At 45.8% G+C, this 369-nt stretch carries 1 protein-coding gene; it reads left to right on the top strand.

Annotated features, from left to right (window positions below; translation table 11 throughout):
- Nucleotides 1-369, top strand: a 369-nt coding sequence (locus tag GQ593_RS13480; RefSeq protein WP_160432482.1) for a DUF4123 domain-containing protein, incomplete at both ends; no start/stop codon positions are given.

The following is a 369-nucleotide window of genomic DNA, read 5'->3' as shown; positions in this document are numbered from 1 at the left end:
TGCCCATGCTAGTTAGACTTGATGAGCACAGCCCCTTTTTAGATTGGATAAACAACACCGAGTACAAAGACTGGGGCTGGCTGGCGCGCTCTCATCTTCCCTTCGAGGCCATCTGTGCGCATTTACGTAGCCTAACCCAAGCCATAATGCCAAATGGTGAAACGGTGTTTTTTCGCTATTGGGATGGCGAATACCTGTCAATTATACTTGATCACTTTGCCGATAGCTGGCAAGACGTGCTGCCTGCCTTTGCTTTTTATTGGATCAATCACCAATCGCATGTAGTGCATGTGCCACTTGAACAAGCGGTACAAACATCACCTTGGTGGCAAGTGCCAGAATCATTAATACAAAAATTGCTAACAAATA

Origin of the sequence: Gilliamella sp. Pas-s25 (genome assembly GCF_009795885.1) — a bacterium.
GTDB lineage: Bacteria > Pseudomonadota > Gammaproteobacteria > Enterobacterales > Orbaceae > Gilliamella.
The sequence above is the reverse complement of the archived record's forward strand: the minus strand, read 5'-3'. Positions and strand labels throughout refer to the sequence as shown.